The sequence below is a fragment of the Dyella lipolytica genome (genome assembly GCF_030160075.1).
In the GTDB taxonomy this organism is placed as follows: domain Bacteria; phylum Pseudomonadota; class Gammaproteobacteria; order Xanthomonadales; family Rhodanobacteraceae; genus Dyella_B; species Dyella_B lipolytica.
The window spans coordinates 1,828,627-1,855,185 of record NZ_BSNQ01000003.1 but is presented as its reverse complement, the minus strand read 5'-3'; the positions used below and the strand labels follow the sequence as shown (position 1 = coordinate 1,855,185).

Sequence of the window (26,559 nt, the reverse complement as noted above, 5' to 3'; positions counted from 1 at the left end):
TAAGGTCTCAACGCGGGCTACTCGGAGACCTTAGGCAGGCCCTAAGAAAGGGGACCGAAAGGGGTCACTTGCAAAGATGCTCGTTACCTATTGCCGGAGTGGCGTGCGTGACTGCCTGGAACATCCTCTGCGACTTTGACGGCACCATTTCCGTCGAAGACGTGATCGACTCGCTGCTAGACCGTTTCGGGCGCCCCGGATGGGAAGCGCTGGAACAGGACTGGCGTGCGGGCCGCATCGGCTCACGCGAGTGCATGAGCGGGCAGGTGGCCTTGCTGGACATGCGTCAGCAGGAGCTGGACGCGCACCTGGACGGCCTGTGGATCGACCATGCGTTTCCTGCGTTCGTCGCCCGCGCCCGTGAACTGCAGACGCCGATCCGGGTCGTCAGCGATGGCCTGGATTACGCCATTCACCGCATTCTGGGTCGCTATGATCTGGACAATCTTCCGCTGGCGGCCAATCACCTGGCCCCGGCCACGCCGCCGCGTCAATGGCAGCTGACTTCGCCGTTCCAGGCCGAAGGCTGCCGCAGCGGCACCTGCAAATGTGCCTGCGTGGCGCAAGCTCGCACGGGTGGCGCGAAGACCTTGCTGATCGGCGATGGTGCGTCGGACTTCTGTGCTGCCGACCAGGTCGATTTCGTGTTTGCCAAGCATCGCTTGATCGAGCATTGCCGCGCGGCGGGCATTCCTTATGTGCCGATCACCGGCTTCGAGGATGCGCTTGAACTGTTGCCTCGCCTGCTCGACGGCAGTCTGTTGGCCGAGCATCAGCCGCACGTGCTGCCTGCTGCTGCAGGCTTTTAATGCGTTGATCCATGAACGCGAAGATCAAAAAGCGGCCATGCACGGCCGCATTCTTTAGTTAACCAGGCCTTGTCCCCATGAACGCTTACGACCCCAACGCCGCAACCGGCGTGATTCCTGACGCCCAGCTGCTGGCCGACGAAGCGCAATACAGCTCTTTCGGCGATACCGTGCACTACGTCGATCCGCCGAAGATCTTCCGTCACGGCGAAGGCAGCTGGATGTACGACACCGCCGGTGTGCCTTTCCTCGATCTGCAGATGTGGTATTCGGCCGTCAATTTCGGGTACGGCAACAAGCGCCTCAACGACACGCTGAAGCGCCAGATTGACGTGCTGCCTCAAGTGGCCAGCCAGTACCTGCACCAGACCCGCATCGAGCTGGCCAAGACGATTGCCGTCGACGCGCAGCAGAAGTTCGGTCTGAAGGGCCGCGTGCACTTCAACGTGGGCGGTGCGCAGGCGGTCGAGGATTCGCTGAAGCTGGTGCGCAACTTCAAGAACGGCAAGAGTCTGATGTTCGCCTTCGAGGGCGGCTACCACGGCCGCACGCTGGGTGCATCGTCGATCACTTCCAGCTATCGCTATCGCCGCCGCTTCGGCCACTTCGGCGAGCGCGCGATGTTCATCCCGTTCCCGTATCCGTTCCGTCGCCCGAAGGGCATGACGCCGGAAGAATATTCGGATGCCTGCGTGCGCCAGTTCGAGCGCTTGTTCGAGACCGAATACAACGGCGTGTGGGATCCCAAGGTCAATCAGGCCGAATACGCTGCGTTCTACGTCGAACCGATCCAGGGCACGGGCGGTTACGTGATCCCGCCGAAGAACTTCTTCCGCGACTTGAAAAAGGTGTTGGACAAGTACGGCATCCTGATGGTGGTCGATGAAATCCAAATGGGCTTCTGGCGCACCGGCAAGCTGTGGTCGATCGAGCACTTCGGCGTGACGCCGGACATCATCGTGTTCGGCAAGGCGCTGACCAACGGCCTGAATCCGCTCTCCGGCCTGTGGGCGCGTGAAGAGATGATCAACCCGACCATCTTTCCGCCGGGCTCGACGCACTCCACGTTCAATTCTAATCCGCTTGGCACGTCGCTCGGCCTCGAAGTGATCAAGATGGGTTACGAGCTCAACTACGAGAAAACCGTCGCCGAGAAGGGTGCGCACTTCCTCGATGCGCTGAAAGATCTACAGAAGCGCCACAAGGAAATCGGCGACGTCGATGGTCTGGGTCTGGCACTGCGCGCCGAGATTTGCACTGACGACGGCTTCACGCCGAACAAGGCACTGTTGGACAAGATGGTCGACATCGGTCTGGCCGGGGATCTCCAGCATAACGGCAAGAAGATGGGCCTCGTGCTGGACGTGGGTGGCTGGTACAAGAACGTGATTACGTTCGCGCCGTCACTCGACATCACGCACGAAGAGATCGACCTGGCTGTCGCATTGCTAGATCAGCTGCTGACCAAGGCAAAGAAGGGGATGTAATTCCACGGGTGCGGGCGTCTGGACGTCCGCATTCGGAAAACGGTTGTTGTCGATTTTCCCATGCAGGGGAAGCTGGCAAACCCGGCGGCGCTTAGGCGCCGCCGCTTTTTTATGCGACGCGCATCGACGGGAAAACGACTTCAACCCGCAGGCCGCCCTGGCTGCCGGTCATGTAGCGGACGCGCGCGTTGTGCCACTCCGCTATGCGTTGCACGATAGCAAGCCCAAGGCCGCTACCTTCCTCTTTGCTGCCGGGAACGCGGAAGAAGCGTTCGCCCAAACGTTCGATCCACGATGGTGGAACGCCTGGCCCGTTGTCTTCGACAGCGAGACATATCTCAGTACTTTCCCGCGTCAACGACACTGTCATCAGGCTGCCGCGTCCGGCGTAGCGCAGACCGTTGTCGATGAGGTTGTCCAGCATTTCCTGCAGGCGGTGACGATCGCCATCGACCCATAACGGCCCCGCAGGGCCGTCGTAACCTAAATCGACGTCGGCGGCCAAGGCTTCGTGCACGCGCTGACCCACCAGTTCGGGAATGAGGGTCGCCAGATTGAGCGGTGCAGAGTCGCCCGCTTCATGCACGGTGGTTTGCGCGCGGGTCAGAGCAAGCAACTGACTGGATGTGCGATTCGCGCGCTGTATCAATCGCTGGATATGAGTCAACGCGTCCGAGATCGTCTCGGGGTCGGAGCTGGCCTTGGCGCGTTCGGCATGTACGCTAAGGCCGGCCAATGGTGTACGCAGTTGATGTGCGGCATCGGCGATGAATCGTTCGTGCAAGGCCAGCATGCTGCGCAGACGCGCGAACAGACCGTCGATGGTACGTGTCAGCGGCAGAATTTCCACCGGCACATTGGCATCGCCGATCGGTGCGAGATCGTGTTCGCGATTCGCGAGCTGGGTGGTTAGCGGATCGAGCTGACGCAAGCCGGTACGTACGCCAAACCAAACCAGCATGAAAGCCGCAAGAATCAGCAGCGTTTGCGCGGGAATGCTAAGCAGAAGGATCTGCCTCGCTTCCTTGTGACGATCCCGCAAGGTTTCGGCGACGGTGACTTCCAGTTGGTCGCCTGGATCACGCGTATTGGTCATCAGCAGACTTGCCGCGCGCAGAGAGCGCTTATCGATCTGCACGTCGTAGAGCTGCGGTTGCTTACCGTCGCCGGTGAATAATCCCCCCGGTGGTTTCAATACGGGATTGCCGGCAATCAAGCCATGCTTGGCGCTGAAGACGCTGAAGTAGTTGCGCCCCTCCGGTTCGTATTCCAGCAGGAACTGCGCCTGAGACGTGACGCGGCCATCCGGACTTTCGGTGGCCATCATCTGCACCAGGGTCTGGGTGTCGTTGATGAGGTTTTCGTCGTGCACGTGATTGGCATAGATCAACGCGCCGACGTAGGTGATGAGACTGTTGAACAGCAACAGCATCGTCAGCGGTACCAGCAAGGTAGTCAGCAGGCGCCTGCGCAGACTTTGGCGTCCCTCGCGCCACAGCATGCGCTGGTTCATGCTTCCTTGACCTCTTCCAGCAGATAGCCGAGGCCGCGGATGGTACGTACTTGTGTGCCGGAGTCGACCAGTTTGCGGCGCAGCCGGTAAATGGCGATATCCAAGCCGTTGTCGGTGAGTTCTTCGTCCCAGCTGCACAAGGCTTCGATCAGCTGCGCGCGACTGGTGACGCGGTCAGGACGCGCTGCCAGTGCTTCAAGCAGGCCGAATTCGCGTGCGGTGAGTTCGAGCGCGGTGTCGTCGACCCAGGCGCGGTGACCGGGCAGGTCGAGGCGCAGGCGCCCCAGTGTCAATTCCGGAGCACCCTGTGTGGTATAGCGGCGCAGCAACGCGCGCACGCGCGCTTCGAACTCCGCCAGGGCGAAAGGCTTGACCAGATAGTCGTCTGCGCCGAGATCCAACACACGCACCCGTTCGCGCAAGCCTTCGCGCGCGGTGATGACTAGCACTGGCAGGCCGCTTCCACGCCGACGCACCCGCTGCAGTACTTCACTGCCGTCCAGTCCCGGCAGGCCCAGGTCGAGCACCAGCAAGTCGTAAGGCGTGTCTTTCAGCGCCGCGTCTGCGCGAATGCCATCGGCCACGTGATCGACGGCATGGCCGCCCTGGCGCAACGCAGCACTGACGCCTGCGGCAATGGAAGGATCATCTTCGGCAATCAAAATACGCATGATTCGCTGGTCTCTTCAGGCCCGGTCCACCGAGGCTTGTATTTCCATAGTTTTCAGCATCTTCCATTGTGCTGCATGAATGCCGCTCGCCGGGTGCTGGCAGCTTAGCGCCTACGGCCAAGAATGCATGAAGTTGTGGGCAAGTCGGCATGTCCGATGCCATGGCCGTGACCTATGGCCGATGCTCCATCAGTATGCTTGGCTCAGGCTCGGCAATCATCTTGAGGGGAGAGGACGGATGAGGTTAGCAACGAATAGAGGCGGCCCATGGCTCGCCGCGTTGATCGTGTTGTGTTCCTGGGGAGCAGGCGCTCAGGCGCGGACACCCGATACGAAGCCACAGCCGGCTGCCGCGGCGACGGTTGCGGTGGCGGAGGATATTCCGTTCGCCCCGGCGCACGACACCATCATCACCCAGCAGAGCGCTACCAACGCGTGGGGTGGCGAACGCACCGGCAATGAGCCGACGCTTTCCGACCGCGTCGTGAGTTACACCATCGATGCCGATCTGGATGCCGCGAAGCACGCGGTGACCGGCAAGGAGCACATGACCTGGCGCAATCGCAGCGATCGCGATGTGCGCAGCGTGTACTTCCATCTTTATCTCAACGCTTTTCAGAACGAAGGCAGCACCTTCTTCACCGAGCGCAAGGTGCTGACTGCCCATGGTCAGTCGCGCGGCGCGGCGGTACTCGAGAAAGGGCAATGGGGCTGGGTCCGCTTGCAGCAGGTGCAGCAGGGTGGCACCGCACTGAAGTGGAGCTTCGTGCACCCCGATGGCGGCCCCGATACCGACCAGACCGTGGTGCGGATCGACCTGGCGCAGCCAGTGCCTGCGGGCGGCACGCTCGCGCTGGATATCGATTTTCTTAGCCAGTTGCCGCGTGTTGTGGAGCGCACGGGGTGGTGGGGCGATTTCAATCTGATTGGACAATGGTTCCCGAAAATCGCCGTGCTGGAGTTGCCTGGCGAACGCGGCGCCACACAGGTGCGTTGGAATGCGCATGAATTCCACTTCAGCAGTGAGTTCTTCGCCGACTTTGGCCTGTACGACGTGCATCTGACCGTGCCGAGCGATTACACAGTCGGCGCTGTCGGCAAGTTGCAGGGCACCCCGGAACAGAAGGACGGTAAAACGACCTATCACTTCGTGCAGGGCGATGTGCACGATTTCGCCTGGGTGGCCGCCAAGGGCTTCAAGACGCTGGATGGCACGTATGAAGGACCGGGCAGCCCGAAAGTGGCAGTGCGGGTGATCTATCCGCCGGAATACGAAGGCAGCGCCGCGCCGACCTTAAAGTCGAGCATCGATGCCATCGGCTATTTCTCCAAGACGCTGGGGCCGTATCCGTACGAAACGTTGACGGCGGTCGTTCCGCCCTACAACGCGGACGAAGCGGGTGGCATGGAATACCCGACCTTCTTTACGTCCGAGGGATTCAAGAAGGTTGAGCCCGACACCTATACCCAGATGCTCAGCGATTTCGTCAACATCCACGAATTCGGTCATGGCTACTTCTACGGCATTCTCGCCTCCAATGAATTCGAGGAGCCCATTCTTGACGAGGGCCTCAACGAATACTGGGACAACCGCATGTTGCGGGAGCGCAAGCAGGATCTCGTCGTCGCCACGCCGCTCATGAAATGGCTGGGTATTACGCCGCACATCAGCGGTTTCGACTTCGAGCGCATGACCGCGACCCTGAAACATCCCGCCGATCCGCTGGCACAGAACAGTTGGGACCGCCTCTCGGGCACCAGCTACGGTACGGTGTATTCGCGCACCGCCACAGCGATGCATGATCTGGAAGAACGGTTGGGTACACCCGCGTTGGAGAAGGCATTTCGCCTGTATTACCAGCGCTGGCGCTTCCGTCACCCTTCGGTCGCCGATCTTCGCGCTGCGCTGATCGACAGCTCCGGCAATGCCAAAGATGTGGATGCCATCTTCAACGAATACGTTTACGGCACCGGCGTCATGAAAGACAGCGTTGCGGATATCGACACCTATGAAGTACTCCCTCAGGCAGGCGTCACCTGGAAAGACGGAAAGCAGGTCGAGATCGTTGGGAGCGATCTGGACAAGCAGGTCGACAAGCAGCGCAGCGATTGGAACAAGGCGCATCCGAATGCGAAGCCCGGCGCGCCCGGACCTTTCCCCTGGCACAGCACGATTACGGTGACGCGTGACGGTGTGCCCGCGCCGGAGTTGCTGCGAGTGAACTTCGAAGATGGCACGCATGAAGATGTGTCATGGAACGACGATCGCCGCTGGGCACGTTTCGATTTCGTCAAACCCAGCAAAGCGGTATCGGCCGAACTCGATCCCAACCAGCATAACTATCTGGACATCAAGCTCAGCGACAGTCTAACGACCCATTCCGATGGTGCAGCCTCACGGCGCTGGACGGCGGATGTAGCAGCCGTACTGCAGACCCTCTACTCCATGCTGGTGACCCTGTGATGGCCAACAACACATCCCGTTCTGCGGGCCTTGGTGCCCTGCTGTCCGCCATGCTTGCCGCTGTGCAATGGCGCCTGTTGTTGCTGTGGTTGCTGATCATGCTGATACCGGCGACGGTGGTGGCGTGGCCGTTGCTGCATATGCTTGGTGGCATGCTCGATTCCTCCGTGCATGCGGCGCAATGGGCGCAGCACTTCAGCGCAGCGATGTTTACCGATGTGATGTTCTCGCTGAGCGATCATGCCGAGTGGTTCGGCGCAACGGCGATGATCGGCTTGGTGCTGACCTTGCTGCTGTCGCCATTCCTGGATGGCATGATCGTAGGCAGTGGCCGCGCTGAACGCGTGTTGGGCTTCGGCGCGTTGCTGCAGAACGGTCTGATCGAATACGGCCGCATGTTTCGCCTGATGCTCTGGTCGCTGCTGCCGTACGCGCTGGTGGCAGCGGTGGCGGGATTGGGCATGCACCTGGCCGACAAGCATGCCGAAAAAGCGGTGCTGGAATCACAGGCCGATAGGTATGCCAGTGTCGCGCATTGGGTCTTGCTGGTCGTGTTTGTGTTGATTCAATCGATCGTGGAGTCGGCGCGAGCGGCCTTCATCGCCGATACCACTTTACGGTCGGCGATGCGTGCGCTGTGGCGAGGTATTCGGCAGTTGTTCCGACGCCCATTGCGAACGCTGTTGTTCTATGTGGTCGTAACGCTGATCGGTTTGGTGCTGGCGTCGGTGTTCGGCGTGGCACGTGTCCACGTCACCGCGTTTGGCCTCTTCGGCTTCGTGCTGGCGATCGTGCTTGGTCAATTGATCGTGCTCGCGATCGGCTGGATGCGGACGGCACGCTTGTTCGCGCTGGCTGACGTGGCTCGGTCCGTAGTGCCCGGTCCCGGTCCGCAAGCGGAATATCGATAAGCTCAGTGCGCGGTGGCAAGTTGGATCAGCACCAGCTCGCCACCGCCTTCGATGCGTACCCGTTCGCCGGGCTGCGCATCGATCCATAGGCTCGATCCGGCATCCATGGCGATGCGTTCATCGTCGGCGTGCACGTCGGCGCGGCCACTCAGCAAATGCACGAACCAGCGCCATTGCGCCCGTAACGGTAGCCACATGCTGCCGTTCAAGGGGCGCGCGATTAGCGCGCCTTCAGTCGCACCGCGCAGCATCAGATTGAATGCGCGGGTAGGGCCTTCCGGTAATGAGGCATGCGGCGCATCGGCGCCGTCGAAATGCGTGACGGACAAGCGCAAAAGCAAAACGTCGCGGCCATCGTCAAAGTGCAGCTGTAGTGGTGCATCCAGTGCAACGAACTGGCGGCGAGTGTCAGGGTAGGGAGAGAACGTACACGCCTGTGCGATATCGGCAATGCTCAGTCGCCATTGCCAGTGCGTGTCGTCCGGTCCATTGGCGATAACCGTGGTGGTACCGGCGCCATTGGCCCATGCCTGCGTGCGCAGGGATGTGACTGGCACCAGGCTCAGTCTGCTCACGCGAAGGCGCGACGGGACTCGCGATGCGGCGGATAGTAAGCGAAAACGTGGTTGTCGCTGCCGAAGAAATCGATGTCTTCGATATGTTCGCCGCCCAAGCGCTCGGCGACGCGATCGGACGCATCGTTGCCCACACGGACCATGCTAATCACGCGCTGCACGTGCAGTTGTTCCCAGGCGAAATCCAGTACCGCAGCACCGGCTTCGGTGGCGTAGCCGTGATGGCGGTGTTTGGGCTTGAGCATCCAGCCCATTTCGATATCCGGCCAGCCTTCGGGGTGCAGCAACCCTGCGCGTCCGATGAACTCGCCTGTCGATTTCAGTTCCAGCGCCCACATGCCGTAGCCGCGCAGTTGCCAGTGGCCGATCAGCATAGCCAGCGAACGCCATGCGTTGGTGCGGTCTAGCGGCAGACCGTCGCCGATCCAGCGGGTGCTCTCCGGGTCGGCGAGCATCGCGGCGTAGTCATTGAAGTGGCGTTCGGTGAGCGCCGTCAGACGAAGGCGCGCGGTTTGCAGGGTGGGAATGTTGATCATTGCGGATCAGTCAGCGAGGTTTGCGCTATCCAGCACACGGGCCAGTGCGCGGGTCGTCGTCATCAGACTCTCGTACCAGGGCAGACCTACGATTCTCTCACCACTGGCGGTGTCGATAAAGTCTTCGGCCTGGCCAGGGGGTAGCAGGTGCCGGTAGTCCACCGTGATCTCCGTGCCGGCGGGCAGGTCGTGTAGAGCGAAGACGAAACCCAGATGCCACAGGCCGGTGGGTTCGAAGCTGTGATTGATGAAGCACTCGTCGGGCCAATCCGGCGAGAAGGTGTAACGGTCTTCGAACCAACGGGCGCTGGCATACATCTGCTCGGGCTTGGACAGCAGGTCGTCCAGCCGGTACGTGTGTTCGATGGTGTCGGGGGCAGTGATGATCCGGCCTGCGCTGACGGGTTCGTCCAAAAATAGGCCTTTGCCGGCACCGCTAATGCGGGAGGCGTCGATACGGTAGCGCGGAACGATCATGGCGACGGGCATGGCAGGCGGTGGAATCCGCGCGGAGTGTAGCGCAAGCGGTACGGCCCGCCATGGGCCGTACCGGCAAAGTGCTCGATCAGTCTTCCGCTGGCGCCGTGGCGGGTTTCGGTTTCTTGGCGTGCTTGGGCTTGGCAGGTGTCTCCGCGCTTGGCTTTGCGCCTTCGCCGGAAAGCAGGATGGCGTCGTGGTTGCGCTGTAGCGTGGCCGGGCCGATTCCCTTGACCTGAGTCAGGTCATCGACGTTCTTGAACGGGCCATGCTCCTCGCGAAAGGCCACGATGGCTTTCGCCTTGCTTAGTCCGACGCCATCGAGCGCATTGGCGATGGTGGCGGCGTCCGCCGTGTTGATATTGACCGGCGTGGCAGCGAAAGCCGGCAGAGCAAGCGCCAGCGTCAAGCCGACGATGGCGGCGATTCTACGAAACATAACGGTGTCTCCCTGGATGAATGAAGGCGGCGTTTCCGGCGCCGCGATATCACTTTGCGCCGCGTGTCCCATCGCGGCACAGTCGGCGCAGCGCGTGTGGCTGCACTCGCATAACGCCAGCGCGAGCGTGGGCATCGGGCTGCAGACATTGTGGGTTGTGGCCTGAGGTCGCTCACGGGCTCGACAAGCCGGGGCTGTTAGAATGGCTTTTTGACCTTTTCGATGGAGTCCGTATGGATACTGCGCGTATTACCCGCTACATCAGCGATCTGTGGGATGCCGAAATCGTGCCCCAGCTGATGGATTACATCCGGATTCCCAACAAGTCCCCGATGTTCGACAAGGATTGGGTGGCGCACGGCCATATGGATGCCGCCGTGAAGCTGATGGAGACCTGGGCGCGCACCAAGCTGCCGCTGTTGCCCGGTGCCACGCTCGAAGTGGTGCGGCTGGAAGGGCGTACGCCGCTCATCTACATCGAAGTGCCCGGACAAAACGACGACACCGTGGTGCTGTACGGCCATCTGGACAAGCAGCCCGAAATGACCGGTTGGTCCGACGGTTTGGGTCCGTGGACGCCGGTGCTCAAGGGCGACAAGCTCTACGGCCGCGGGGGTGCGGATGATGGCTATGCCATCTTCGGTTCGCTCGCTGCGCTGCTTGCGCTGCGGGAGCAGGGCGTGCCGCATGCGCGCTGCGTGATCATGATCGAAGCCTGCGAAGAATCGGGCAGCTACGACTTGCCCTATTACGTGGATCATTTGGCCCAGCGCATCGGCAACCCCTCGCTGGTGGTGTGCCTGGATTCCGGCTGCGGCAATTACGATCAGCTATGGCTGACTACCTCGCTGCGCGGCATGACCGGCGGCGAGCTGACGGTGCAGGTGCTGGAGGAGGGCGTGCATTCGGGTGATGCGTCCGGTGTCGTGCCGTCCAGCTTCCGTATCCTGCGTGACTTGCTGTCGCGCCTGGAAGATCAGGAAACGGGCCGGATCAAGCCGAAGGAGCTGTATGCGGAGATTCCGCAGCAGCGCATCGACCAGGCCAAGATCTCGGCCGAAGTGCTAGGCAAGGCCGTCTACGAGAAGTTCCCCTTTGTCGAAGGCATGCAGCCTGTGACGGAGGATCTCACCGAGCTCGTGCTCAATCGAACCTGGCGTCCGCAATTGGCGGTAACCGGCGTCGATGGCATGCCGCCTCTAGAGAGCGCCGGCAACGTGTTGCGTCCCAAGACGTCGGTCAAGCTCAGCCTGCGTGTGCCGCCTACGCTCAATGGCGCCAAGGCAGGTGAGTTTCTGAAAGAGCTGCTGGAGAAAGATCCGCCCTACGGCGCCAAAGTCAGCTTCAAGCTGGAAAAAGATGGCAGCGGCTGGAACGCACCGCAGCTGTCGCCGTGGCTGGAACAGGCCGTAGCCGATGCGTCGCAACACTATTTCGGCGCGCCGGCGGCGTACATGGGCGAGGGTGGCTCGATTCCCTTCATGGGCATGTTGGGCGGCAAATTCCCACAGGCGCAGTTTCTGATTACTGGCGTGCTGGGGCCGCATTCCAACGCGCACGGCCCCAACGAGTTCATCCATATCCCGACCGGCAAGAAGGTGTCGATGGTGGTGGCCGAAGTGGTGGCGCGGCATTTCCAACAGGCCGCGCGAGGCTGAGACATTGATCGACGCCACGCAACTGGCCGCGAATTGGACGACAGTCCGCCGGCGGGTCGATGAGGCTTGCCGCGCCGTCGGACGCGATCCCGCGGAAGTAAGCGTGCTGCCGGTCAGCAAGACCTTCGGGCCCGACGCCGTGCGTGTGGCCGTGGCGTTGGGTTTGCGCCGTTTCGGCGAGAACAAGGTGCAGGAGATTCGCGACAAGGCCGCGGCGCTCGCTGATGACAGCATCGAGTGGGTGGTGATCGGCCACCTGCAAACCAACAAGGCCAGGGACGTCGCGCGACTGGCCAGCGAGGTGCAATCGCTGGATCGGCTGGAGCTGGCCGAGGCTTTGCATCACCGGCTGCAGATCGAGGGTCGAACCTTGGATGTGTTGGTGCAAGTGAAAACCGCGCGGGAAGAGACCAAGTACGGCCTGCCTGGGGCGGAGCTAGCCGCTTTCCTGGAGCGTTTGCGGGCCTTTCCCACCCTTCACGTGCGCGGTTTGATGACTCTTGCGACGCTTTCCGAAGACGCCGGAGAGGTACGGTCCTGCTTTCGACAATTGCGCGAACTGCGCAACCGCTGTGCTGCTGCTGGGCATGACTTGCCACGGCTTTCAATGGGTATGAGCGCAGATTTCCCGCTGGCTATTGCCGAGGGAGCCACCGAGGTACGTATCGGAACGGCCATTTTTGGCAGCCGCTCCTAAGACCCGGCTTGTGCGTTTTGTCTCAATTCGGCGTAAAGATTGCGAAAATTTTAAAATGGCCTTGGTCGGCAATCTTCGGCAAAGCAAAATTTACTGTTTAAATTCAATGTATTGTGCTTATATCTTGTGACCATTGGACTTTCCAAACGATAGAGTTCAGTTAACTTCATCCGAACATGCGGCCGGTGTTGCTTTGTTACCTTCACTGCTTCGTCACGGTCGCCCCGAGGGGGCGGCGACCGGATTAGTAACCGCCCAGAGATCCTCCGCATGCCAAAAACGCGACTTGTACTCGCCGCGCTTGCCTCGGCCATGTGCTTTTCCGGTACAGCCCTGGCAGCCACTGATGGCGGCTTGCAGGCACAGGTATCGGCCAAGATCTCTTCTTCGTTGCTCAGTCCGCTGTCCGCCTTCACCCCCGCGCCCTCGCTGGCGCAGTCCACTCTTCCCACGCAGTTGCCCATTGCAGCCCTAGCTCCCGCCAAGACTGCCGAGGCCGGCCAAGCACTTGATGCCGACCAGTTCAGCGATGCCAAGCTGGGGCAGGATCTACGCGACACGTTGATCGGCCTTGCCATGCAGCTGCGCAATGTGCGCTATGTGCGCGGCGGTCACGATCCGTCCACCGGCTTCGATTGCAGCGGCTTTGTGCGTTACGTGTTCGAGCGCGCGATCGGTCTGCAGCTGCCGACCAATTCGGCGTCGCAGTACCTGATCGGGCATATCGTTCTGCGCAATGACATGCAGCCCGGCGACCTGGTGTTCTTCCGCACCGCCGGCCGGCACGGCAAAGGTCGCGTATCGCACGTTGGTATCTATCTCAGTGACGGGCGCTTTATCCACTCGCCGCGTCATGGCGAATCCGTACGCGTGGACAGTCTTTCAGATAGCTACTGGGCGAAGCGCTTCGCGGGCGCCCGCCGTCCGGATGCCATGGCCCAGATCAATTCGGGCACGCATAGCGGCTAACTCCCCTCGTTGTAGCGATCTTTAGCGAAAGGCCACCCACGGTGGCCTTTTTGTTGGGCTGGTCGTGACTGATACTACCGAGGCATCCAAACGAGGTTCCCATGCCGACCAATTTGCCGCCGGTTACCCGCAACTTGCTCATCGCCAATGTCGTGGTGTTTCTGTTGCAGCAAGTGATGAACGATCCCTTGATCGCGCACTTTGCGTTGTGGCCTTTAGGACCCGATCAGCTGACGCAGATGACGGATGGCAGCACCATAGCTATTGGCTTTCGGCCATGGCAGTTGGTGACATACGCGTTCATGCATGGCGGTTACATGCACATCTTTTTCAACATGTTCGCACTGTATATGTTCGGTGGGACGATCGAGCGGACGTTCGGTTCGCGTAATTTCACGGTGTACTACTTCGTATGTCTGCTGGTCGCTGCGTTGGCCCAATTGGTGGTGGTGAAGTACTACACGCATGGCTTCGAACCTACACTGGGTGCGTCCGGCGCCATCTTCGGATTGCTGCTCGCGTTCGGCATGCTGTACCCGCAAGAAAAACTCATGCTGATCTTCCTGCCCATTCCGATACCGGCGTGGTTATTCGTGATCGGCTATGGCGCCGTGGAGCTGGTGCTTGGCGTTACCGGCCGGCAAGCGGACGTGGCGCACTTTGCCCATCTCGGCGGTATGCTGGGTGGCTTTTTGATGATCGAGTATTGGCGTGGAAAGTTTCCGATTAAACCCAAGCGCCGGTTGATGCGCTGAGCTCGACGAAACGATAGAAAACCGTTTCTCCGAGACTCTTCCAACATTTTTACACGCACAGGCGGAGTCCATGACCCAACATCTGCAGCGCCGATTGACCTCGCGTCTCATCACCTTCATGGCGCTGGGCATGGCCATCGGCACCGGCCTGTTCCTCGGCTCGGCCAACTCCATCATGATGGCCGGTCCGTCCGTGATCCTGGCGTACATGTTTGGCGGCTTGATGATCTACATCATCATGCGTGCTCTGGGCGAAATGGCCGTGCACGATCCGGTCGCCGGTTCGTTCAGTAGTTATGCGCATCGCTACCTGGGACCGTTTGCCGGGTACCTCACTGGCTGGAATTACTGGCTGCTGATGGTTGGCGTGGGCATGGCCGAGAGTACTGGCGTCGGCATTTATATGAAGGAATGGTTCCCCGACTTGCCGCAATGGATCTGGGTGTTCGGCAGCGTGGTGATGATCGGCACACTCAACTTGATGGCTGTGCGCGTTTACGGCGAGATGGAATTCTGGTTCACCATGATCAAGGTGGTGACCGTGGTGCTGATGATACTCGGCGGTGCTGGCATGATCTGGCTAGGCTGGGGCAACGGCGGCCAGCCCTTGGGCTTGAGCAACCTGTGGAGTCACGGCGGCTGGTTTCCCAACGGGGTAAAAGGCATGGTGCTGGCGTTGCCGATCGTGGTGTTCGCCTTCGGCGGCATCGAGACCATCGGCATGGCAGCTGCCGAGGCGGAGCAGCCGGAGCGCAACATTCCACGCGCGGTCAATTCGGTGCTCTGGCGCATCATGATTTTCTACGTGGGCGCGCTGTTCGTGATCATGGCGATCTATCCGTGGAATCAGCTCGGCACGCAGGGTAGTCCGTTCGTGACCACCTTTGCGAAGCTTGGCATTCATCAGGCGGCGGGAGTGATCAACTTCGTAGTCATCACCGCGGCGCTCTCGGGTTTCAATAGCACCACGTTCAGCGGTAGTCGCATGCTGTACAGCCTGTCGCACAAAGCGCAGGCGCCTGCGGTGTTTGGCAAGGTGAACGAACATGGTGTACCGACGCGCAGCGTGCTGGCGTGCCTGGCGTGTCTGGTCGTCGGCGTGCTGCTTAACTACCTGGTGCCCGGACGCATTTTCGCGATGATGATGTCGATCCTGTCCTTCAACACCGTGTGGACCTGGTCGATGGTGCTGATCGCTCATTTCAGCTTCCGCCGCCGCTACGGCGCTACTGCATTTCCATTGCGCGGTTGGCCGTTGAGCAGCGTGGTATGCCTGGCGTTCCTGATGTTCGTAGTGGTGATGCTCGGTTACAGCCCGGATACGCGCGTGGCGCTGTATGTCGGCGCGGCATGGGTGGTGCTGTTGAGCGTCGCTTACGTGGTGTTCGGCATCGGGCGGCGCATGAATCTCGCCGCCAACGACATGAATGCTCTGTAGTTTGGAGTTTGCTAGCGCAGCGCGAGGAAATCCGGACTCACTACAAAGCGCACAGCGTCAAGCCGCAAGCGTGCTTGCGGCAGCACGCCGAGCAGGGCAGAACGCTCATGCTCGACGCTGGCGATTTCAGCTTCGCTGATCGAAGGGTTGATGTCGCGCAACGCATGCAGGCGCGCGAGCTCAGCATCCAGTAATTCCCTAGCCTCGGTTACCGCAGACGCGATGCTACTCTGCGCACGCAACGCGGCGGCGGCTTCGGCCTTCTCCAGCATCGGCGGCACGAGTTTGGCGAGGAATTTGCGGTAACGCGATACTTCGATATTGCGCTCGCCGGCTTTGCGTACGGCGATATCACTCGGTTGAAAGTTGGAGCGCTCGGCAAGCCGGGTATCGATGGTCGCCACGATGGGTTGTGTTGGCAGGAAGCGTTCGGCGTCGAGGCTGCGCTCAGCTACGCATTCCAGCACGTAGACGGCTTGAAGCAGTGCGCTGCGCGGTGGCAGCGCGTCATCAACCATGAAGGCGGCGTTGCCGCGTTCACTGGAAAGCGCCAGCTCCATCGCACCCACGATCATCGGATGGTCGAGCCTCAATAGCGGCAAATCCTCGCGCGAGAGCGCAGTATCGCGGGCAAAAGTAATGGACAGCGGACCTTCGCTGAAGCCCGGCAACGCATCTGTGGACAGATATTGCGGATCGAGCAACAGCACTTTGCTGCTGAGTTCCTCGACATGAATGCCGAAGGATTCGAGCAAGCGCTGTTGGAACGCATCGCGTGACGGGTCGTCGTCTTCGCGACGAAACGCTTGTGCAAGCTCTTCGGAGTGCGGGTCGCGACTTGCCGCCAGTTCGAGCAGATGATCGCGACCGGCGCGGATCAGTTCGGCCATCTGTTCATGGCTGGCGCGCGTCTCGGCAAGCAGCACATCCAGCTCCTGGTCGCGCTGATCGTCGCCGCGCGCATGTTCGTCGGCGAGTCGAGCTAGCGGCTCGCCGAAACGGCGCAGCAGCTCGCGCCCGTCCGCTGGGCTGGTGCGGAAAGCGTCGACGCCTTCGTCGTACCAGCGTGCCAGCACGTGTTGCGCGCTGTCGGTGGTGGCGATGATGTGGATGCTGATGTCGTGTTTTTGACCAATGCGATCGAGACGGCCGATGCGTTGCTCGAGCAGGTCGGGGTCGAGCGGCAGGTCCCACAACACAAGACGATGGGCGAACTGGAAGTTGCGACCCTCCGAGCCGATCTCCGAACAGATCAGCAAACGCGCGCCATCGGCCTGCGCGAAGTAAGCCGCATTGCGGTCGCGCTGCACGATCCCCAAGCCTTCGTGGAAGCGAGCGATACCTGCGCCGGTGCGTGTGCGCAACGCTTCTTCCAGCGCGAGTACCTTGGCTTGGCTACGGCAGATCAGCAGGAATTTGTCCTGTGGGTGTGCCTCCAGCAACGCAACGAGCGTGTCGACGCGCGGATCGCTGGTGTAATCGAGTTCAAGCGCGGGCACCGGTTGCTGGATGTCCGCGTGGAATTCGGCAAGCAGCGTCTGACGCGTGTTGTCGTCCAGGCGCTCGGCGTCAATCAACTCCCATTGCGGCACGCGTTTCGGAAAGCCGCCGATGCCTGCACGACGATTGCGGAACATCGAGCGGCCGGTGCCGTGACGATCGATCAGCGCCGCCAACAATTCGCGGCTGTGTTCGGGTTTGGTCGTGTCGGCCAGGCAGGCCTGCAATGATGCATCGCTCTCGAAGGCCTTTTGCAGCTCTTGCAGTTCGGTAGGCTCGAGCGGCACGCGTTCCAATAGCTTGTCGGCTACGTGTGAAAGCGATTGGAAGTGCTCGGCTTCCATCAGGTATGTATCGAGATGGTGATAACGCTGCGGATCGAGCAGACGCAAACGCGCGAAGTGTCCGCTGCGTCCCAATTGTTCCGGTGTGGCGGTGAGCAAGATCACCCCGGGGGTGGCTGCGGCGAGCTGTTCGACTAAGGTGTAGCGCGGGCTGGCGGCCTCCGGCGTCCAGGCCAGGTGGTGTGCTTCATCCACGACCAGCAAGTCCCAGCGGGCGTCAAGCAATTGTGAAGCGCGTTTCGGGCTGTGCTCGAGAAAGCTGAAATCGGCGATTACCAGCTGCTCGTCTTCGAACGGATTGTGGCCGCTATCGGACTGCTCGACGGCCTCGCAACGTTCTTCGTCGTAGATCGCAAAGCTCAGGTTGAAACGCCGCAACAGCTCGACGAACCATTGGTAGACCAGTGTATCCGGCAACAGCACCAGTACACGCGATGCGCGGCCCGTGGCAATCTGGCGCGCAATGACCATGCCTGCTTCGATGGTCTTGCCCAGACCCACTTCATCGGCCAGCAGTACGCGCGGTGGATGCCGCGATGCGGCAATGCCGGCGACGCGCAGCTGATGCGGTACCAGCCCAATGCGCGCGGAACCTAGTCCCCAGGTGGGCGAGCGTCGCGCGTCGGCGCGGCGTTTCAAGCCTTCCAGGCGCAGCTCGAAATGATGGGTTGGGTCGGTGCGTCCGCCGATTAGCCGATCGTCGGCCTGGCTGACGCTCTGCTCGTCATCAAGCTGCCCTTCTTGCAGCTCGCGGCCTTCGCCACGGTAGACCAGCAGACCTTCACGTTCCTCGATTCGCTCCACCAGGAAAGCGATTCCCTTGCCAGCCACACGCTGTCCGGCACGAAATTCGGCGCGGACGAGCGGGGCGGAGTCCATTGCGTAGGGGCGCAGCACGCCGGATTTGGCAAACAACACCTGCACACCGCGCCCTTCGACGCGAAGTACGGTACCCAAACCGAGCTCGGGCTCGGCGGTAGAGATCCAGCGTTGACCGGGTACGAACATCAGGCAGCCGCAATACGTAGGGGTTGCCGATTATCCGCGCAACGGTTCGTGCTGGCTACGTCCCGTTGAGTTTCTCCCGCTTACCAGCAGTTGACCCCACCACCCGACGTCGTTCCTTGAGCTGTCTGTACGCCGACGTTATTGATTGAGTACGTACCGCATACATCATTGGCCTGAGAGCCTTGTGGCACAGCCGTTGCCGTATACGACGTTGCGGTGGTGGCGGCCCCGGCCGGCGTAATCGCGACTTGGTAATAGTCTTCGCCGGTGTTGTTAGGTACTTGGATGGCATTGTTGGCGACGGTGCTATAGCCAAGGCTCGCCATTTGTAGGGTGTAGTAGTTGTTGGTGGAATAGTACGTTTCTTCGCGCCGCGCCAAGTCGAGCAGTGCCGACTTGGCGGACGATTCGCGCGATTGCCTGATCTGCCTTTGGTAAGCGGGCAGCGCAATGGCAGCGAGAATCGCAACGATAGCCACCACAATCATCAATTCGATCAGCGAGAAGCCATCGTGATGACGCCATGTCGCACGCGTTGAGCGATGATGAATGTGTGCTTTGTCGAATATCTTAGCCATTGCTGATTCACCTTGTCTCAATGCAGTTGCAGCCATGTCAGCCGCTGGCCGCTTTGTCCGCCCGGAGGATTGATCTGATTGACCGTGCCAGTACCTGTAATGGTCTGGTTGACCAGATAAGGATGGCCGTTCGCCGTCACCACCGACGGGCTACCCACCGCATTGAGCGCGATGCCGCTGATGGAACCACTGATCACGTTGCCTGTGGTATCGAAGAAGAACGAGTTGGTGAAACCTCCGCCCGTGGCCGGGTTCAATGCCATGGTCCAGCCGGCGGCCGTGTTCACCGAACAGGTCAGCGGTGAGTTGTTCGCCGGGATCGTCGTATTCACGATAAAGGCGCCTTCGGACTCGATCGGGCTGTAGATCACCTGCTCGGTCTGGTTGCTGGCGCCAACCCAGGGTACGCCGGTGAAGCCTGGCAGGCTCAGATACCAACCGTACGACGTACCGGCCGCCGAAACGGTAGTGCCGCTCGAATTGACCGTGGTGCAGGTCGTGCCAACCAAACACACCGTGTTTTCGCTAATCGTGCGGTAGCCAAGGATGGCGGTAGAGCCGGATGCGGTCGTGGTGCTGGTGACAGTCTGTTGTTGCAAGCTGCTTTGCGTAATCGGCGTGGATGCCGTAGGGGCGCCGGACGCTCCGACCAGGCCGGCATAGCTGGAACCTGCCGTGCCCGCTACACCCAAGTCCCAGTCCCAGATGCCGTACAACGTTTGCGGTCCGGCCGAATAGACGGCACCGGAAGACACCGACTGCGGCGTGGTAGAGCCGGTGCCAAATTCCACCAGCACATAAGGTGTGGAAGAGCTGGAGCTTGGTTCCAACGTCGAGACCACAACCAGCTGGGTCGTAATCGGCTGGGGGCTGATAACCGTATAGGTGGTGGTATTGCCGCTGGTCGTACTGGTGGTGCCGTATCCATAGGTGGATTGTTGCGATACGGATACCGGCCCCAGGATGGTGATCGTCGGCGATGACGTGGTGGTGGTAGTGGTACCACCGCTGGTTGTCGTGGTGGTGGTGTACACCGTCTTGATCGCCGGTGTAGTGAACAAGGGAGTGGGCGAGCTGTTGCCGAAGTTGGAAACGGACCAGCTGGCAGGGGTGCTACTAGTCAGGTCAAAACGCCACACGTTGCCATAGGCATCACCGGCATAGACGTAGTCGGTAATGTGATCACCGTCGAGATCGACTGCAGAGATATAGCCAATACCGTTGGGGTTGCTTGTACTGCCCACGCCTGTATCCAGGAAATAGACGCCGGACGTTGCACTGCTGGAGGCATTGATGTTGCCGTTGTTGATAGTCATCACATAGATGCCGGCATGGCCCGTGACGCTGTTGAAGCCGTTGCCGAAGATAATGGCCCACTGCCCGTTGTGCAGGCGGCGGATCTGTGGCGTGCCGACGGTCTGGCCGAGATCGTCGCCACACAAGCTGGTTGAAGTGTCGTTGGCACACGCAAGTGTGGTGGCCACCGTGGTGCTTGCTGGCGTGCTTCCCGAGGCGGGAGTCGTGGTTACTGCCGTGCTCCACTCACCCTTCACGCTACCGGTACCCCAGGGCGATGCGCCGCCTGAACCAAGATCCGTGATATCTAGGGCGAAAATGGCATTGCCCCCGGTGCCCAGGCCGCTCACAAGCCACGTATGCCAGCCATTGTTGTAGAACAGGTCGCCGGTACCCGGCGTGGCATCCACGAAGAAGTTGTGCGCGTAGTTCACCGAGGAGTAGTCCAGCGTCGAAGTAGCGGCGTTGTGGATCGTCGCCAGCACGGCTCCCGGTATGTAGGCAAGCACCTCATGGCCATCGTTGTAAGTGCCGTCCGCACAGAGGTTGGTGCCATTGGACGGGGCGCACGCGTAGGTGCCGTCGGACTTGTAGTAGCCAGTTTCAAAACCATGCATGAAGCCGTCGTTCGCACCCACGTAGACCACGTTCAGGCGCGAAGCTTCGTTGCTGGCGAACGTCCCATAGGTGGTGGCGCTCGTCGCGTTCTCCGGCATGGTGGCTGAGGGGTAAAGCAGATCGGACCACGTATTCGGATAAGGCGTCACGGGCGGCCCTACCCAGGTCGGGCTGGAGTCGATGATGTCGCCCAGCACGCTGTTACGAGCACGGAAATTGTCATACGAGCCCGCTGCATTGGCTACAGACGAACCCGATACGGTGACCTCGTTGGTGCGATCGCCCCCCAGATAGTTGACGCGATCCTGCGCTACCTGACCGGCGTTCGCGACGGAGTCGTTGGCGCCCAGCCATGCCTGTTCGTTCGTTGTCAGGCGGCCCCAGTTAAAGGGGGCGGCGCCCGGACTGCTGGCATTGTCGTTCGGTCCACCGGTCCAGGTAACCATGCTGCGGCTAGTTTGCGCAGTCATGCTGGTTGCGCCGGTCGCCGCGCAGCTGCCGCCTGTCAGAACACAGGATGCATCCCAGTTCGCTATCGAGGCGATCGATACCGTGCCGGTGCTGCTGTTGTAGACCAGATTCTGCGAATCCAGCTCGCCCCACCAGTTGTTGGGATGGTAGTAAGCCAGGTACACCTGCGTACCGGTTTGCACCTCACCCGTTTGCTGCACGTTGATGCCTGCCGAGCTGGCAGACACGTCCGCGGGTGTGGCTTGGAAGCAAGTGATCTCGTGAACATTTTCACTACCACCGGTAGAGCCGCCAAAGCCAAACAAGAAATTGGCCGGCATGGCGCCGTTGGTCGAGGCAATGCTTTGCGAGGTCAGGACTGGCACATAACTGCCGCCGTTGTAGCTGTACCACAGGCTTAGCAGGCCGGTCTGGGTAATCTGCAGCTTGTAGGCAATAGGTGTCGCCGCCGAACGTGTGAGTGCACTTTCGTTGGCGATGGGCGTGGTGCTGGGCAGGTTTACATACGCGTTGGGAATGGCTGCGTAATCGGGAAATGTTGCAGTGTTTGTATTCGTGGGTGTGTTCGAAGACGTCGATTCTGTAACCGGGTAGTACTTGCCATTGACCAGCACGAAAGGCGGACCACTGGTACCGTAATACCCGTCATCGTTGGTGGTCGACGTGCCGCCTACTGTCGCACTCGGCACACTCGGAGTCGCACTCGAAGACGGTTGGCTATAGGTGTACGTAGTTGTGGTGACGGAAGTTTGTGTATTGCAGGTATATGTCTTGCCGTTGCTGTAAGTCACCGAAACCTGGCCAGACGTATTGACACTGGGTGCTACCACTGAGGTCTGCTGATAGAGCGGCGTTCCGCCAGCGATAGCAATAGCTGTCCCGTTGGTAGAGCCGGCGCCACCGATGGTGGTGTTCGCCGGCTGGGCGCCGGCGCAGGCTTTCGTGTTGTTGTTGCTATTGGGATTGGTTGGGGTGTACGTGTAGGTGGTAGAGACAAGGGTCGTGTAATAGCCGTTGGGCTGATACGTATAGGCGAACGTGTACTGGGTTGGCCCGGTCGTCGTGTAGCTGTAAGTGCCGCCGTTCTCGCACGTGTTTTTCACGTCATTTTCAGTGGCGTTAGGGTTGAGCGCCTGCAACTCACTCAGGTAGACGTTGCCGTAGCCGCGCAAACCGATACGCTGCGGCTGATACTGCTGACCGTTGCCACCATTGCTGTTAGTTGCCATCTGACCGGTGGCCGTGTTGTCGCCGGTATAGCCGCTTTGGTAGGCACCGTTGAGGAAGTTGCCGAATTCGTCCATGCCCAGGCCGAGATACGCACCCACCATGCCGTCATGAGGGTTGTTGGTGTTCGAGCAGCTGTAGCCAAGGCTGCCGCCGAACGCGCCAATTTGTGGGGCATAGGTGGTCGTGCCGCCGCTAGTGGTGGATGCCACCTTGGAAGCATCCAGCAGATAGAAGCCGATACCATCCGCGCCGTCGCCCGCTCCACCGCCGCGGTTGCCGCTGTAGGCATAGGTGGTGAAAGTGACCTGGATGCCTTGGCTCGACGAAAAAGGTGTATTCGAAATAATGGCGCCACTCTGGTTGCCATAGCAGGTGCCACCGGAACCGCCGGCGCAACCGTTGGTCAGGCGCAGCGCACCACTGCCCACGGGGTCGACGTTGCCGGTCAGGCCGGCCTGGGTTTGGCTGCCGTAGTAGGCCAGCCCATTGCAGGCGGGAACGGTACCGGTGCCGCTACCGGCCGTCAGGCACGCGCCGTGGGACGGGATCCAATTAATGGTGGCCGACGCACCGGTAAAGCTGTCCTGCACTACGTTCGAGGTTTGCGCGTTGGCTACGGGCAACCATGCGGTAAGACCGATGAGTGCGAGCCAGCTTGCGAATATCCGTGTGGTTTTCATGTTATTCGACCCTGTATTTATGGCCCGCAGGACAGGCACTTGGTGCCGGACGACAACTCATAGGTGCTCTGCACCACCGACACCGCGCTGGCTGTGCTGCCATAGCTCAAAGCGGTTACCTGGTAGATCTGGCCAACACCGCCCGGTGCTGCGCCAAGGAATTGGAGGTAGTACTGCGGATTGCCGTAGTACGTATTGCTGCCGCCAGTCGTCGATATCGCGATGGCCGGTTGCATGCTGGTGTAAGGCGCGTAGCTGCTCAGTGTCATGGCAGCACCGGCCGACGTGGGGGCGGTGATGCTGTACGCGTTCGAGCAGATTGTGAGCGTGCTCAGCTTGCCTGCGCAGGCGGTCGTGGCCGGGAGGGCCGCCGAGTTTTTCACCAGCACGTATTCGGCGTACTGCAGCGTGCTTTGAGCCAGTTGGAAGGCGCGCCCTTTTTCCTTGGTGTTCGAGGCGACGTTTTCCTGCACGGTAAAGTTGTGATAAAGGCTGACGGCCAGCAGCGTCATCACGATCAGCATCAGCAGGCTCGCGATCAGCACAAAGCCGCCTTCTTTATGTGACCTGATTTTAGGGTTGCTATGCATGGGGGTTCTCTTGAGCATCATTGCGCGGCTATCACTTCGCCGTTTGCGTCAACGAAACGATTCGGGTAACCGTCGGTGTCGTTGACGCTTGTCCCGGTTGTCCGGGTTGGCCAAACAGCGGGTTGAGAAACGTGAGCTGCAAGTTGACCGACTGCACATAGCTCCACAGTGCATTGGCCGTCACCTGATCGGCTGTAAGGTATTCGGTGACCGAACTGTCGTGCGTGGTGGAGATGCCGTAGTACACCACGAAGGTCTGGACACCCGGCACGATCGGCAGTCCCGCCTGGCCGTTGACCGAGCAAGTCAGATTGTTGCTGGCGTCGATCTTGAAAGTATTAGTGACTAGCGTGCGGGCGGTGTCGGTCTGGCCCAGGCAATCGAGCGTGTTGCCCAGGTTGTTGTCTGCCATGAAGCGCACTTCCAGCGTGTCGTTGCCCGTCGTCGGATGCGTGCCGTAAACCGACTGCCCCGCTACGGTGAACGGCGAAGTAGCCGTAAAGACGTTAGCTTGTGTATAGGCTGGGCTGGGTGGATTGGTGCCATAGTTCGCCGCTACGGGATAGTAGCCCGCCGATTCCACCGTATTGCCCAGGATAGTCAGCGCCATTCGCTCGTTGTCCTGCAACTGCGCCATCTTGTTTTGCGCGCTGAAGGTCTGGCGTGTCTGGAACCACACGGTGAACAGGCCGGCAAGCAGAAAGGTGCCGATGAGAAGCGCAATCATCAGCGAAATCAGACTCAAGCCGCGTTGTTTACGGAGATGGATATTCATGGCTTAGATCTGGTTGAGCAGCGTGTAGGACATCTGTGTCGTAGCGGCCGCGTTGGCGGTGCCGCTGTTGAGAGCGGCCGCCGAGTTCTGTGTCCAGGTGATCGTAATGCTGCAACCTACAGGAGCGCTTCCTGTGCAAGTGATACTGCCCTTGGCACCAGGAACCTGGGTCAGCAATTGGTTTGCCCATTGCTGCAGGTCATAGCCTGCCATGTCGGTGTACGAGCAAGTAGCGGTGCTGCAATTGGCACCCGAGTAGGTGGGCGGGTTGCCAGTGTAGGTGAGGTTGTTGGGCGTACCAGTGACGGTGAAGGTGGGCGACGTGATGCCCCAGTAATCGGGGTTGGCGGTCATGGCATCGGCCAGACTTCGCGCCTGGATCACCACCATTGATTCGGTTTGCGAACCGTGCGTGCTTGATAGCGCCGTTGCTTGCATGGCAGCCAGACCAAGCACGCCGATAGAAAGAATCACCAGTGCAACCAGCACTTCCAGCAAGGTGAAGCCACGCATCCGATGGGGAGTAAGAATAATCATGGACAAGACGCCTGCTGTTGGTTCTGTTCGGAATCCACGGTCATGGTCCCCGCCTCGGACACGATCACGCAGCGGTGCCAGGTCGGGTTGTTGGTGGCGTCGTGCAAGGTCAGCGTGCCGGTGTTGGTATCGCTATTGTTGGCGGTGGCGCCGAAGCTGGTCGTGCCGCCCATGCGGTTGAAGGTGATGGAATTCAGTGTCCCGCCGGTGGTAGAGAACACCAGGGTGTCACTGCTGGTGAAGGGGCCGTGGGCGCGCAGCAGGGTGTCACCGGTGGCAGTGCTGAAGGTCTGATTGCCGGCGACATCGATGAAGGCAATCCACCCAGTGTTCCACTCGGCGCTGTTATTACAGGTGGGGGTGGCGCTAGTGGGCGCGGCCGATGCGCAGATAGTGACCGTCAGACCTTGCTTGACTGCCGCGGAGCGCGCCAATTCGATGTCGGTAGACAGATCGTTCATCTCGCCGGCCATCCGGTTCTGGGTCATCAAACCCTTGTAAGACGGGATCGCGAAAACCGAAATGATGGCAACGATGACAATCACCACCATCAATTCGACGATAGTGAAACCACCTGCCGGCTTGCGATGCCTGCACACCGTACTCATGAACTAGCCCCCGTCTGGCACGTGAGTTGACGTGCCAATTCCCTACCGGACAGGTCCGGCGCCCCTGACTCCCTCAACTGCTTAGGGAACCGTAAAGACGGACCCTCAGCTTAAGATGATTATCTTGTAGGTAAAGTCTGATTTGAACGACCGTTCATCGGCGGAAGGGCGCCGTTCGTCGTTGGAACTTTGATGGTGATCAACAAAATGGCTGGCCCTGGGCGGGCTTAGACCTCCGACCACATCCTCAAAAGGTTGTGGTAACAGCCGGTAAGCCGTGTGCGTGCGGCTTCATCGGCCTGCGTCGCGGTGAGCTGCTGGATGGCGTTATCTAGGTCAAAAAGCAACGTGCGCTGTCCATCGTCGCGCACCATGCTTTGCACCCAAAAAAAACATGCAAGGCGAGTGCCTCGTGTGACAGGGCTCACACGGTGCAGGCTGCTGGCCGGATACAGAATCATGTCGCCGGCGGCGAGCTTGACGGTCTGCGTGCCGTAAGTGTCTTCGATCAACAGCTCGCCGCCGTCGTAGCTATCTGGCGGCGCGAGGAACAGTGTCGCGGAAAGATCGGTGCGGATTTTCTCGCCGGTGTCCGGCAATAACCGCACCGAACCGTCGACATGGCTGCCGAAGTGCATGCCGCTTTGATAGCGATTGAACATCGGTGGATAAACGCGATGGGGCAACGCCGCGCTGATGAACAATGGGTGCCGTTCCAGCGCGGCTAGCACGACATGGCCCAGCTCAATCGCCAGGGCAGAGCCCTCGGCGATTTGCTGGTTCTGCTTTACGTGTATGCCTTGGTGCCCCGCAGTGACGCGTCCGTCCACCCAGGGCGCGTTATCGGCGTCGAGTTGTCGACGGAAGTGTGCCAGTTGTTTGCTGTCGAGCAGGGCGGGTATATGCACCAGCATTTAGCCGTACT

General features: G+C 60.3%; 23 protein-coding genes. 9 read left to right on the top strand and 14 right to left on the bottom strand.

All coding sequences use genetic code 11. The features are described from left to right. Positions 1 to 107 precede the first annotated feature (107 nt). Both QQL64_RS09830 and QQL64_RS09825 read left to right on the top strand, forming a co-directional pair. Positions 108 to 809 (top strand): HAD-IB family phosphatase, encoded by a 702-nt coding sequence (locus QQL64_RS09830; protein ID WP_284398734.1) that lies wholly within the window; start codon positions 108 to 110, stop codon positions 807 to 809. Positions 810 to 886: 77 nt separating this feature from the next. Then, the gene (locus QQL64_RS09825) at positions 887 to 2,296 is read left to right on the top strand and encodes an aspartate aminotransferase family protein (RefSeq protein WP_284398730.1); all 1,410 of its coding nucleotides are present in this window, start codon (positions 887 to 889) and stop codon (positions 2,294 to 2,296) included. Between the two features lie 109 nt (positions 2,297 to 2,405). Here QQL64_RS09825 and QQL64_RS09820 read toward each other — a convergent pair whose 3' ends face one another. Further along, a complete protein-coding gene (locus QQL64_RS09820; RefSeq protein WP_284398727.1) occupies positions 2,406 to 3,809 on the bottom strand; it encodes a sensor histidine kinase in 1,404 nt (467 codons plus the stop codon). Beyond that, entirely contained in the window at positions 3,806 to 4,480 is a 675-nt protein-coding gene (locus tag QQL64_RS09815; protein WP_284398721.1) for a response regulator, read from the bottom strand. The genes QQL64_RS09820 and QQL64_RS09815 overlap by 4 nt, the downstream gene beginning before the upstream one ends. A gap of 238 nt (positions 4,481 to 4,718) precedes the next feature. Here QQL64_RS09815 and QQL64_RS09810 point away from each other — a divergent pair, with 238 nt between their 5' ends. Together QQL64_RS09810 and QQL64_RS09805 are read left to right on the top strand one after the other, a co-directional pair. Next, complete coding sequence (locus QQL64_RS09810) at positions 4,719 to 6,944, top strand: M1 family metallopeptidase (protein ID WP_284398719.1); 2,226 nt, start codon at positions 4,719 to 4,721, stop codon at positions 6,942 to 6,944. Then, positions 6,944 to 7,855: a hypothetical protein gene (locus tag QQL64_RS09805; RefSeq protein WP_284398717.1), complete on the top strand. Its 912-nt coding sequence runs from the start codon at positions 6,944 to 6,946 to the stop codon at positions 7,853 to 7,855. Before QQL64_RS09810 ends, QQL64_RS09805 begins: the two co-directional genes overlap by 1 nt. 2 nt (positions 7,856 to 7,857) lie before the next feature. Here the strand turns inward: QQL64_RS09805 and QQL64_RS09800 are convergent, their stop codons facing one another. From QQL64_RS09800 to QQL64_RS09785, 4 genes are all read right to left on the bottom strand, one after another. After that, a complete protein-coding gene (locus QQL64_RS09800) occupies positions 7,858 to 8,430 on the bottom strand; it encodes a HutD/Ves family protein (protein WP_284398715.1) in 573 nt (190 codons plus the stop codon). Further along, positions 8,427 to 8,966, bottom strand: coding sequence for a GNAT family N-acetyltransferase (locus QQL64_RS09795; protein WP_284398713.1), 540 nt, complete (start codon positions 8,964 to 8,966; stop codon positions 8,427 to 8,429). Before QQL64_RS09795 ends, QQL64_RS09800 begins: the two co-directional genes overlap by 4 nt. A gap of 6 nt (positions 8,967 to 8,972) precedes the next feature. Continuing rightward, entirely contained in the window at positions 8,973 to 9,443 is a 471-nt protein-coding gene (locus QQL64_RS09790) for an SET domain-containing protein-lysine N-methyltransferase (protein ID WP_284399731.1), read from the bottom strand. An 88-nt stretch (positions 9,444 to 9,531) separates the two neighbouring features. Then, complete coding sequence (locus QQL64_RS09785; protein ID WP_284398710.1) at positions 9,532 to 9,882, bottom strand: ComEA family DNA-binding protein; 351 nt, start codon at positions 9,880 to 9,882, stop codon at positions 9,532 to 9,534. A gap of 233 nt (positions 9,883 to 10,115) precedes the next feature. Here QQL64_RS09785 and QQL64_RS09780 point away from each other — a divergent pair, with 233 nt between their 5' ends. The 5 genes from QQL64_RS09780 to QQL64_RS09760 all read left to right on the top strand — a co-directional run bounded on the left by QQL64_RS09780 (position 10,116) and on the right by QQL64_RS09760 (position 15,399). Then, entirely contained in the window at positions 10,116 to 11,540 is a 1,425-nt protein-coding gene (locus QQL64_RS09780) for a M20 family metallopeptidase (protein ID WP_284398708.1), read from the top strand. A 7-nt stretch (positions 11,541 to 11,547) separates the two neighbouring features. Next, positions 11,548 to 12,237, top strand: coding sequence for a YggS family pyridoxal phosphate-dependent enzyme (locus tag QQL64_RS09775; RefSeq protein WP_404601024.1), 690 nt, complete (start codon positions 11,548 to 11,550; stop codon positions 12,235 to 12,237). Between the two features lie 270 nt (positions 12,238 to 12,507). Further along, positions 12,508 to 13,206, top strand: coding sequence for a C40 family peptidase (locus QQL64_RS09770; RefSeq protein WP_284398702.1), 699 nt, complete (start codon positions 12,508 to 12,510; stop codon positions 13,204 to 13,206). Between the two features lie 101 nt (positions 13,207 to 13,307). Then, positions 13,308 to 13,961 (top strand): rhomboid family intramembrane serine protease, encoded by a 654-nt coding sequence (locus tag QQL64_RS09765; RefSeq protein WP_284398698.1) that lies wholly within the window; start codon positions 13,308 to 13,310, stop codon positions 13,959 to 13,961. A gap of 70 nt (positions 13,962 to 14,031) precedes the next feature. After that, positions 14,032 to 15,399 (top strand): amino acid permease, encoded by a 1,368-nt coding sequence (locus tag QQL64_RS09760; protein WP_284398696.1) that lies wholly within the window; start codon positions 14,032 to 14,034, stop codon positions 15,397 to 15,399. Positions 15,400 to 15,410: 11 nt separating this feature from the next. On the opposite strand, the gene rapA is transcribed toward QQL64_RS09760, so the two are convergent. The 8 genes from rapA to QQL64_RS09720 all read right to left on the bottom strand — a co-directional run bounded on the left by rapA (position 15,411) and on the right by QQL64_RS09720 (position 26,548). Next, complete coding sequence (gene rapA / locus QQL64_RS09755) at positions 15,411 to 18,251, bottom strand: RNA polymerase-associated protein RapA (RefSeq protein ID WP_284398693.1); 2,841 nt, start codon at positions 18,249 to 18,251, stop codon at positions 15,411 to 15,413. Positions 18,252 to 18,331: 80 nt separating this feature from the next. Continuing rightward, entirely contained in the window at positions 18,332 to 18,829 is a 498-nt protein-coding gene (locus QQL64_RS09750) for a type IV pilin protein (RefSeq protein ID WP_284398687.1), read from the bottom strand. A gap of 17 nt (positions 18,830 to 18,846) precedes the next feature. After that, positions 18,847 to 23,124 carry a PilC/PilY family type IV pilus protein gene (locus tag QQL64_RS09745; protein ID WP_284398685.1) on the bottom strand — a complete coding sequence of 1,426 codons (4,278 nt, stop codon included), beginning with the start codon at positions 23,122 to 23,124 and terminating at the stop codon, positions 18,847 to 18,849. Positions 23,125 to 23,141: 17 nt separating this feature from the next. Further along, the gene (locus QQL64_RS09740; RefSeq protein WP_284398683.1) at positions 23,142 to 23,714 is read right to left on the bottom strand and encodes a pilus assembly PilX family protein; all 573 of its coding nucleotides are present in this window, start codon (positions 23,712 to 23,714) and stop codon (positions 23,142 to 23,144) included. 31 nt (positions 23,715 to 23,745) lie between these two features. Continuing rightward, a complete protein-coding gene (locus QQL64_RS09735) occupies positions 23,746 to 24,489 on the bottom strand; it encodes a PilW family protein (protein ID WP_284398680.1) in 744 nt (247 codons plus the stop codon). Positions 24,490 to 24,492: 3 nt separating this feature from the next. Then, positions 24,493 to 25,026, bottom strand: coding sequence for a type IV pilus modification protein PilV (gene pilV, locus QQL64_RS09730; protein ID WP_284398678.1), 534 nt, complete (start codon positions 25,024 to 25,026; stop codon positions 24,493 to 24,495). Further along, entirely contained in the window at positions 25,023 to 25,634 is a 612-nt protein-coding gene (locus QQL64_RS09725; protein WP_284398676.1) for a GspH/FimT family pseudopilin, read from the bottom strand. Before QQL64_RS09725 ends, pilV begins: the two co-directional genes overlap by 4 nt. A gap of 227 nt (positions 25,635 to 25,861) precedes the next feature. After that, the gene (locus QQL64_RS09720; protein WP_284398674.1) at positions 25,862 to 26,548 is read right to left on the bottom strand and encodes a Fe2+-dependent dioxygenase; all 687 of its coding nucleotides are present in this window, start codon (positions 26,546 to 26,548) and stop codon (positions 25,862 to 25,864) included. Positions 26,549 to 26,559: the final 11 nt, after the last annotated feature.